The sequence below is a fragment of the Mesorhizobium sp. M0074 genome (genome assembly GCF_040322975.1).
In the GTDB taxonomy this organism is placed as follows: Bacteria; Pseudomonadota; Alphaproteobacteria; order Rhizobiales; family Rhizobiaceae; genus Mesorhizobium.
Genome location: NZ_JAMYUM010000023.1, coordinates 112,580 through 120,890 on the forward strand (window position 1 = coordinate 112,580; position 8,311 = coordinate 120,890).

Below are 8,311 nucleotides of genomic sequence, written 5' to 3' on the forward strand. Positions count from 1 at the left end.
GCTGTCGAACTGGCTCGTCGCCCGTGCCATCTCCTGATCGAGCGCGTGCCCCACGGTTGCCCGTTGGTCGACGTCGGTCGTTGTGGCTTCCAGGCGTGCGAGCCTCGACGACGCCGACCCCGCCGCCTGCGCCAACACCTCCGTCGTCGCGCCGCTTGCGCCCATAGGAACATGGACCTCAGAAAGTCTCTAAATTGCCTGGTGATCGGAGCTTACTAGGAGTGCCGAACCATACCATCATCCATCTGAATGACTGTCGGCACCACGGCACGCGTGTTTGGGCGCTGAACAAGGCAACGAGTTCAGGCCGAGCGGGCGCTTTTGGCTTGACGCGACACAAACGCGACATTCGACCTAAAATCTGAACAATATCAATCACCGACAGCGGACTGAAAATTCGCATGTCGGTGGTTCGAATCCGCCTCTGGGCACCATTTTTCCCTGTACGGCCCGGAGATGGGTAACAGTTTGTACCTAAGACATGGGTGACAACCTCGCGCCGATCGGATTGTCGATGGCGTGCAAGAATTATCTGGACCATGGCGCCAGCGGCTCCTGCTCGCCGGCCAAATGTCGATGAAGAGCATCTTCGGCATCTTGGATCCCACTCTGGCCATAACCGGTCTACAGACCGAGGGCGCAGCCGTCCTTGCGCGGTTCAGAACCGCCCAGCAGGGTCCCGTTTGCCCAATCGATGCGAATGGCCTGCGCACCGCCGATCGGGTCCGTGGCGGGAATGATTTCGAAACCGCGTCGGCTAAGTTCAGCTACGGTTTCGCCAGCGAGCCCGTGTTCGGCCTGGACGTTCATGGTGCCGCTGACGGGGGCGACCCGCGGCAGATCAATCGCCTCCTGCAGATCCATCCCGAAGTCGAGCACCTTCGTCAGCAGGTGCGCGTGGCCCATTGCCTGGTAGTAGCCACCCATAACGCCGAAAGGCATTTCTGCCCGGCCGTCTCTCGCAAGCATCCCGGGTATGATGGTATGCAAAGGTCGCTTGTTCGGCGCCACTGCATTGGGGTGCTTGGGGTCAAGCGAAAAGCTTTGCCCGCGATTGTGCAAGACGACACCGGAGCGTGGCGAGACCAGGCCCGAGCCAAAGCTGTCGAAGACCGAGTTGATGAAACTGACCGCATTGCGATCCTTATCGACAACGGAAATATAGGCCGTGTCGCTGTGCAGCGGCATATCGAACGCCGGCAGGTCCGCGCGGGCGCGCTTTAGGTCAATCATGCCGGCCAGACGATCGGCCCAGGCATTCGACAACATGTCGGCCACCGGGACCTCGGACGCATCAGGATCGGCGACGAGCAGGTCACGCGCGGCGTAAGCGAGGCGTGTCGCTTCGATTTCCAGGTGAAGCCGGTCCGCGGATTGCGGGTCGCCGTGCGCTTCGAAGCGCGAGAGGATATTTAGAATGAGCAGCGCGATCACACCCTGGCCATTGGGCGGACATTCGAACACATCGCAGCCTCGAAACGCGGTGCTGATCGGGATCACGTATTCGCCTGTTGCCGAGGCGAAATCTTCGAGTGTGTGCAATCCGCCGAGCCCTCGAAGATAGGCGACCATGTCTCCGGCCACAGGGCCAGTGTAGAAGGCCTCTCGTCCCTTCTTGGCGATCAGCCGCAGCGTTGCAGCCAACTCAGGCTGGCGATGCACTTCGCCAACGCCTGGCGCGCGGCCGTTTGGCAGGAAAATCCGTTTCGCGGCTACATCGGAGGCCAGAAGTTCTTCTTCCAACGCCCAGTCACGATGGACCCGCGGTGAAATGGCGTAGCCTTCCTCGGCGAAACGTATAGCGGGGGCCAGGATTTGATCGAAGGGCATATGTCCATGATCAGCGTGCAATCTGGTCCAGGAATCGATGGCTCCCGGGATGGTGACGGAGCCAGGAGAATTGCGGGCCACCTCCGCCATGCCACGTTCGAGGAACCAGTCAATTGTGAGGGCGGCGGGTGTCCTGCCCGATCCGTTGTAGGCGATGACCTCGCCGGATCCGTTTCGCGACAGAAGAGCGAAGCAGTCGCCTCCAATGCCGGTCGAGGCTGGCTCGACGACACATTGCACCGCGCAGGCTGCGATGGCGGCATCCATGGCGTTGCCGCCGGCCGCCATGATCTCCACCGCCGTGAGGGTCGCCGACGGATGAGAGGTGGCGGCCATGGCCTCGCGTGAAACGACGACCGAGCGCGTTGGTTTCTCAAAATTTCGCATGCTATGCCCTTCTGATAGTGCTCAAGAGGCGGCGTCGCTCATCGTCGAGGGGCGGTGCCGCAGATGCCGCGACATCCAGTATTCGAGTGCCGCCAAGGCACGGATGATCGCGAAGTTCAAAGTGAGATAAATGGCGCCCGCGCAGATGAAGACTTCAAAGGCGCGGTAGGTCTGGGAGATCAATCCCTGGGCAATTCCAGTCACCTCCATCAAGGTCACGATGGAAGCCAGAGACGTGCCCTTGATCATCAGGATGATTTCATTGCCGTAACTCGGCAGCGCCTGGCGAAAGGCCAGCGGCAGGATAACGTGCCGATAGGTCAAATAGGTGGACAGGCCGACAGACCGGGCCGCCTCGACAAGGCCGCGTGGCACCGATTGAATCGCGCCGCGGAGGATTTCGCTGCCATAGGCGGTGGTGTTGAGTGTCAGCGCGATGATTGCGCACCAGTAGGGTTCGCGGAAAACGGCCCATAATCCAATTGCCGACAGTTGGTGCCGGAACTGACCAAGGCCATAATAGGTCAGAAAAATCTGCACCAGCAGAGGCGTGCCCCTGAACACGGCAACGAAGCCGCGGATCGGCAAGACGACGAAGGGCGATTCCGATTGCTGGGCAAGCGCCAATGTGACGGCAAGAACGAAGCCGGCAACGATGGAAGTCAGGGCCAGTTCCATCGTGAGCGGCAGGCCGGCGAGTAGCTTCGGCAGGATTTCGAGGAAAAAACTGAAATCTATCATGCCGACCGGACGCGCCACGGCGCCTTCCGTTCCAGACGGTAAAAGGTGTGGCCCGTGACGGAAGCGATAGCCAGATAGAGCAAGGCTGCAGCAATGTAGAAGATGAACGGTTCACGGGTCGAACCTGCAGCGATCTGCGCCTGGCGCATCAGTTCAACGAGGCCGATTACCGATATCAGCGACGAGTCCTTCAGAACCAACTGCCACACATTGCCGAGACCTGGCAGCGCGTATCTCAGGAGCTGGGGAAAAATAACCTGTCGCAGTCGCTGCAGCCGGTTGAGACCAAGCGCGCAAGCGGCATCGTGCTGTCCCTGGTCGATGGCGAGGTAAGCCCCTCGATAGACCTCGGCTTGATAGGCGCCCGAGATGATCGCGATAGCCAAGGTTCCAGTGGCAAAGGCCGGAACGCCGACGAATCCGGACCCGCCCAGGCTATGACCAAGCGAGGTCAGGGCGACGCTTCCTCCGTAGTAAAGCAGATAAATGGTCAGAAGGTCGGGCACGCCCCTGAAAACCGTGCAATAGCCAAGGGCCAAGAACCTCAATACCTTGGAGTTGCGGAGACGCCCGGCCGCTGCCAGCCCGCCAAAGACAGCGCCAAGCGCAAAGCCCAGCACAGACAGGAGCACTGTGACCGAGGCCGCCATGAGAAGAGCAGCCCCCCAACCTCCGTGCTGGAAACCAAGCAGCCGGAATGCGTCAACCATTGATACCCCCGGCATTGATACCCCCGGCAGGACGAACGGCTCAGCTCCGGAACGTGGTCAGGAATGGCCGTTCGCCGGCAAGCGCTTACTTGACTGGAGTGACGTCGCTCTTGAGCCATTTAAGTGACAGGGTTTTGATCGTGCCGTCGGCGGTCGCGGCGTCGATGGCGCCGTTGAGCATGTCTTTCAGCTTGGTGTCCTCTTTGCGGATACCGGCCCCGGAGCCAAGACCGAAGAGACCCCCGACAAATCCTGGTCCTGCAAGCGTATAGTCGCTGAACTCCGGCTTGCTCAGCGTGGCGGCCAGCGCTGTCTGTTGCGCGAAGAGCGCGTCGATGCGACCCGCGGCGAGATCGAGATCGTGTTGCTCGGTGGTCTTATATTCGCGAATCTCGGCGACGTCCGAGAAGTATTTTTTCACAAATTCCAGGTTCGCCGTTGCAGCCTGAACTCCAATGATCTTTCCCTTCAGCAATGGCTTGAGCTTGTCGATTGCCGCCTGCGCAGAGGCTTCATTCTCCAGCTTGAACCGCTCGTTGGAAATGCCGAGCTTGCCCAGTTCGCTATCCTTGGCGACCGCGAAACCTGAGGGATCCACCGCATATGGCTGGGTAAACTCAATGATCTTCAGACGTTTTTCAGTGATGAACATGCTCGCCATGATCACGTCGAACTTGCCGACGGTCAGCGCGGGGATCATGCCGTCCCAGTCCTGTGCGACGATCTTGCACTCGATCTTCATTCGCCCGCACAGATCATTGGCGAGATCGACTTCGAAGCCGTCCAGCTTGCCGTCGGCTGTTGTGAAATTCCAGGGCGCGTAGGCTCCTTCGGTGGCAATGGTAATTGCCTTTGGTGTTTCTTGTGCAACGGCGGCCTGGACCAGGCCGAACAGGACCGACGCAATGGCTGCGATGCGGCTAATTTTCATATCATTCTCCTCTTTTTGCCGGTATGGCAGTTCCCTTTCGTCGTGCCGGATTATCTTCCGGCTTCAACGAGTTAGATGGTATTCCCTAGCGGCGGCCGGGACTTGCGAAGTTGGCCAGAAGCGGCGCCGTCTCGACGATATGATCCCGCATGACGATCTCAGCCTTGCCGGCATCACCTGACCGCAGCACGTCGATCAGGATCTCGTGCTCGGCACGCGCGCTGGCGGGCTTGTCGACATAGTCGAACCAGATGCGCAGGTAGGGCTCGATCACGACGTGCAGGCTGGCGATCTGCCGGACCAGCTTGGGCCGGTTGCTCAATTGGCAAATCTGCAAATGGAAGGCCTGATGGCGCACGACCCAGTCGCTGCTGCCGGTCTGGCTGGCGCGCTCCATCCGGTCGAGCTGGCGTTCCAGTTCTTCAAGCACTTCGACATCGATGTGCGGCATGGCAAGCCTCACCGCCAGCCCTTCGAGCACCGAGCGTATTTCAAATGTTTCGTAGATCTCATCGAGGGTAAGCCCGGCGACGATGCAGCCACGGTTCGGGCGAATGAGCACAAGACCTTCCGCGGCCAGTTGGCGGAATGCTTCGCGAACCGGCATGCGGCTCATGCCGATTTCCGTCGCGATCTCTTCCGGGATCAGCCGGTCCCCGGCCCGATAACGCCCCATCCTCAGGGCCCGCTGAATGTGGCGATAAGCTTCCTCCTCGGCGGTCGTGATGCCCAACGGCTCGATTGCGTCAGCTGCCATGTCTTGGGTCCGATCAGAGCGTATCTGTGTATCCACTTATCCAGTTCTCGAAACCTGTGTCAAGCACCGATGCTTGGGCGCTTTGGAATTTCTCTTGTGAGAATAAGCACTTGGTAGGGGAAATCGGGCTAAGCACACTGTGATCGGCTAAGCCGCTGATCGGCCTACTTTTCAACATCCGGCAAAAAGGCCCGCCGCTCCATTTGCGAAGCGGCGAGGCCCCATATTCGGGGACGATTGCCGGGATTCCCCGGCATTGCCTACAGTGCAATTCAGGTGCCAGAATTGTTGACCCAAAACGGGTCACCGCACCGGAGGCGCGAGCGCGGACCTTCCGCGATCACGCTACTGCCGCGCATTGCCGTTCCTGCTATGTTACTTTGCGGCGGACGTAATTTTTCCGCCTGGCCGGCGCCCCATCAGGCAACTTACCCCAACGCGCCCCCCAAGTGGCGCCGGCCATTTTCCCCTTATTGGGGCATGGGCGCGCCGATTCCGTTATGCGCTTTCGAGCTATGGCAATCCGCCGGCGAGCCGCTTTGTCCAGCCTGCAACCATCAGTCCGCACGCGATTCCCGCGCAGTCGGCCACCCAGTCGAATAAATCCGGGTCGCGCCCTATCAGTTGCACGGCCTGAAGCCCCTCGATCGCCGCACCCGTGAGAACGAGGAGTACGATCAGCTTCGCCTTGCGTTCCGGCCAGCCGAGACTTCCGAGAGCCGCCAGGACGACGAAGGCGGCGGCGTGATTGAGCTTGTCGTGATCAAACGTGAAAGCCAGGCCAAGACCCTGCAAGAGCCGCTCCGGCAGAAGGGCGAACAGCAGAACGCCGGCAAACGCGGCCGGAAAGGCAATCCTTGCCACGATCTGATAAGAATCCAGGCGCAACAAGGGTAGAATGGCCTTTCGTCCGAAATCTGCAGGGAATACCGCCGGCCGCCATAGTCGCGAGCGAGCGCGGCGTCCAATTTCCGCCGTCGGGGCGTCCGGTGCATCGTCAGAATGAATGAATGCCTCGGGTCAGCCGCTGGGCAGGCCGAACTGCTGGGGAGGGCTCTGCAATGGTGCGGCTTCCGCGATCACGCAATTACCTGCTGCGCCAACGCGGCTACTATCTGGCTGCGGCGGACCTGATTTCCGCTTGGCCGGCGCTGCGTCAGGGCACCTTACCCCATGCCACACGAATCAGCGCCGGCCAGAATTCCATCGATTGCGTGATGACCGACCCGCGTCAAAAAAGCCCGCCGCCCTGTCGGACGACGGGCTCCGTTGCCTGGGCGCCAGGGCGCCGCGGTAGCGACTGATGTTACTAGTGCTCCCGCAGGTCTCCAATATGCTGCCGCCGCATGGCGTTGCGCATCGGCTAAACAAACGAAGCCCGCGCCTCTGGCGGAGGGCGCGGGCCGACCGGGTTGCACCCGATCTGCAGCAGAATCCTGGGAGGTTCCCGCTGCTTAAGATAACAATTAGAGACTTCTAATGTTCCGCGCCAGGGGAAGATGCCGCTGCACCAGAAATCTGATGATGGTCGGCGCGATGATGATCGAGCCGTCAGTTCGTGCGCAAGTCGATCTGGAAAATCCGCTCGTCGAAGTGCCGCGTTTCAACGGCAAAGGTCAAAGCCACTTCAAGGACCAGACCGCCACGGTCGTCCCGGACCTTGACTGCAATCCTGCGATGAGGAAGGCCATCCCTGGCCATCTCGGCCAATGTGCGAAGGGCTTCTTTCCTGAGCAGCGGGAGATCGTCATATAACGTTCCCTGATCGTCGGAATAGACGATTCCGTCTTCATCGGAATCGAAGAAGTAGCGGGGCATTGCGCTTGGCCGAAGCGGCGGCATCCGAGCACGTTGTCGATTGCTGGCCGGATCTCGGCCGATCGCGATCAGCGCCTCTCCACCGTTGGCTTCGCCGCCAGCTCACTTGCGCTCGCGCAATGCCTTCACCGCCTGCGAGAGGATCATCCGGTCGCCGCCGGTCCTTTTGATCAACTTGCTCACCTGGCTGGGCGAAACACCATTTTCCCGCGCGAAATGTTCGACCTCATAATATTCATCCGCCGAAACGCGATTGCGGTCGCTGAAGTCTCGCTTGGTCTTGTCGTCGGCCATTTCTGTTCTCCTCGCCTCAGGGCCAACTTTGGACTGACGCACGCTGCAATCGAGGGTTCGCCCGCCACCAAAGTGACGCGCGAACCCTATCGGCGCAGGAAGGGACAAGGCTGCGCAGATGCTGTATTCGATCGAAATGGAAACAGCCAGGATCGGTGCGAGCCGCCATCGATATTTTCCAAAGAATCCTCCCGGCACGTGCAGCCAGCAACGGCTAGGTGCCGCGGCGGTTCCGGGTCACGCGGCAAACCCGCCCTTTGCGCGCAAGGATCAGACTTAGGTCCTGCGGCAACACGTCGGTTGGTCCCTGCCGGGCGGGACCGAAGCCCGTCGACGGAACGTTTTCAGCTGCCTTCCGTTCGAATGAGCCTTGGCGCGAAGAGCGGACCGAGTTCGCAAAGGAGACGACCATGAGAATGCATCTTTCCACCGCGGTGGCGGGATTTCTGCTGCTGGCAGGCATCGGCGCCGCTGCGGCGCAAGACGTTGTCATCGAACCGCAGCAGGAAACGGTCATCAAGGAGTATGTGAAGAAGCAGCCGCTGGCCTCGGTGAAAATCCCTGGGGTGGAGCTCAATATCGGCTCAACGCTTCCCGATACCGTCGAGCTTCATGAAGTCCCCAGCGTCAAATACCGCTATGTCATCGTCGACAACCGCACCGTCGTGGTCGACCCAGGCACGCGCAAGATCGTCAAGATCATCGAGTGACGTGAAAGCTCGGGCAGTAGTCGCCCGCCCCCGGGCGGTGGTTGGCGGGGGGCGGGGGGGGGTTGGGGGGGTGTTTTATACAAAAACCCACCCCCACCCCCCCCCACACAGAGGAGTGGGAGGGTGTGAGGTG

The 8,311-nt window shown here is 60.4% G+C and carries 9 protein-coding genes; 1 reads left to right on the forward strand and 8 read right to left on the reverse strand.

The window, feature by feature from the left end; translation table 11 throughout:
• Positions 1-624: 624 nt before the first annotated feature.
• From ggt to NKJ73_RS26755, 8 genes are all read right to left on the reverse strand, one after another.
• Positions 625-2,217, reverse strand: a complete 1,593-nt coding sequence (ggt, locus tag NKJ73_RS26720) for a gamma-glutamyltransferase (protein ID WP_352571655.1) — start codon at positions 2,215-2,217, stop codon at positions 625-627.
• A gap of 21 nt (positions 2,218-2,238) precedes the next feature.
• Positions 2,239-2,958 (reverse strand): ABC transporter permease, encoded by a 720-nt coding sequence (locus tag NKJ73_RS26725; protein WP_352457755.1) that lies wholly within the window; start codon positions 2,956-2,958, stop codon positions 2,239-2,241.
• Complete coding sequence (locus NKJ73_RS26730) at positions 2,955-3,668, reverse strand: ABC transporter permease (protein WP_352923753.1); 714 nt, start codon at positions 3,666-3,668, stop codon at positions 2,955-2,957. The genes NKJ73_RS26725 and NKJ73_RS26730 overlap by 4 nt, the downstream gene beginning before the upstream one ends.
• An 85-nt stretch (positions 3,669-3,753) precedes the next feature.
• Entirely contained in the window at positions 3,754-4,599 is an 846-nt protein-coding gene (locus NKJ73_RS26735; RefSeq protein ID WP_023677394.1) for a transporter substrate-binding domain-containing protein, read from the reverse strand.
• 85 nt (positions 4,600-4,684) lie between these two features.
• The gene (locus tag NKJ73_RS26740; protein ID WP_023677393.1) at positions 4,685-5,332 is read right to left on the reverse strand and encodes a GntR family transcriptional regulator; all 648 of its coding nucleotides are present in this window, start codon (positions 5,330-5,332) and stop codon (positions 4,685-4,687) included.
• 537 nt (positions 5,333-5,869) lie between these two features.
• Positions 5,870-6,247: a VanZ family protein gene (locus NKJ73_RS26745; protein ID WP_352571657.1), complete on the reverse strand. Its 378-nt coding sequence runs from the start codon at positions 6,245-6,247 to the stop codon at positions 5,870-5,872.
• A 660-nt stretch (positions 6,248-6,907) separates the two neighbouring features.
• Positions 6,908-7,174 carry a DUF6894 family protein gene (locus NKJ73_RS26750; protein WP_156937357.1) on the reverse strand — a complete coding sequence of 89 codons (267 nt, stop codon included), beginning with the start codon at positions 7,172-7,174 and terminating at the stop codon, positions 6,908-6,910.
• A gap of 102 nt (positions 7,175-7,276) precedes the next feature.
• Positions 7,277-7,468, reverse strand: a complete 192-nt coding sequence (locus tag NKJ73_RS26755) for a DUF3606 domain-containing protein (RefSeq protein ID WP_023677389.1) — start codon at positions 7,466-7,468, stop codon at positions 7,277-7,279.
• Positions 7,469-7,878: 410 nt separating this feature from the next.
• Here NKJ73_RS26755 and NKJ73_RS26760 point away from each other — a divergent pair, with 410 nt between their 5' ends.
• Positions 7,879-8,178, forward strand: a complete 300-nt coding sequence (locus NKJ73_RS26760; protein ID WP_352457747.1) for a DUF1236 domain-containing protein — start codon at positions 7,879-7,881, stop codon at positions 8,176-8,178.
• Positions 8,179-8,311: the final 133 nt, after the last annotated feature.

What these genes read in the sequence shown, in the direction of transcription:
- NKJ73_RS26735 (WP_023677394.1), bottom strand. Translation starts at nt 4,599, where the DNA reads ATGAAAATTAGCCGCATCGCAGCCATTGCGTCGGTCCTGTTCGGCCTG.
- NKJ73_RS26730 (WP_352923753.1), bottom strand. Translation starts at nt 3,668, where the DNA reads ATGGTTGACGCATTCCGGCTGCTTGGTTTCCAGCACGGAGGTTGGGGG.
- ggt (WP_352571655.1), bottom strand. Translation starts at nt 2,217, where the DNA reads ATGCGAAATTTTGAGAAACCAACGCGCTCGGTCGTCGTTTCACGCGAG.
- NKJ73_RS26755 (WP_023677389.1), bottom strand. Translation starts at nt 7,468, where the DNA reads ATGGCCGACGACAAGACCAAGCGAGACTTCAGCGACCGCAATCGCGTT.
- NKJ73_RS26750 (WP_156937357.1), bottom strand. Translation starts at nt 7,174, where the DNA reads ATGCCCCGCTACTTCTTCGATTCCGATGAAGACGGAATCGTCTATTCC.
- NKJ73_RS26760 (WP_352457747.1), top strand. Translation starts at nt 7,879, where the DNA reads ATGAGAATGCATCTTTCCACCGCGGTGGCGGGATTTCTGCTGCTGGCA.
- NKJ73_RS26725 (WP_352457755.1), bottom strand. Translation starts at nt 2,958, where the DNA reads ATGATAGATTTCAGTTTTTTCCTCGAAATCCTGCCGAAGCTACTCGCC.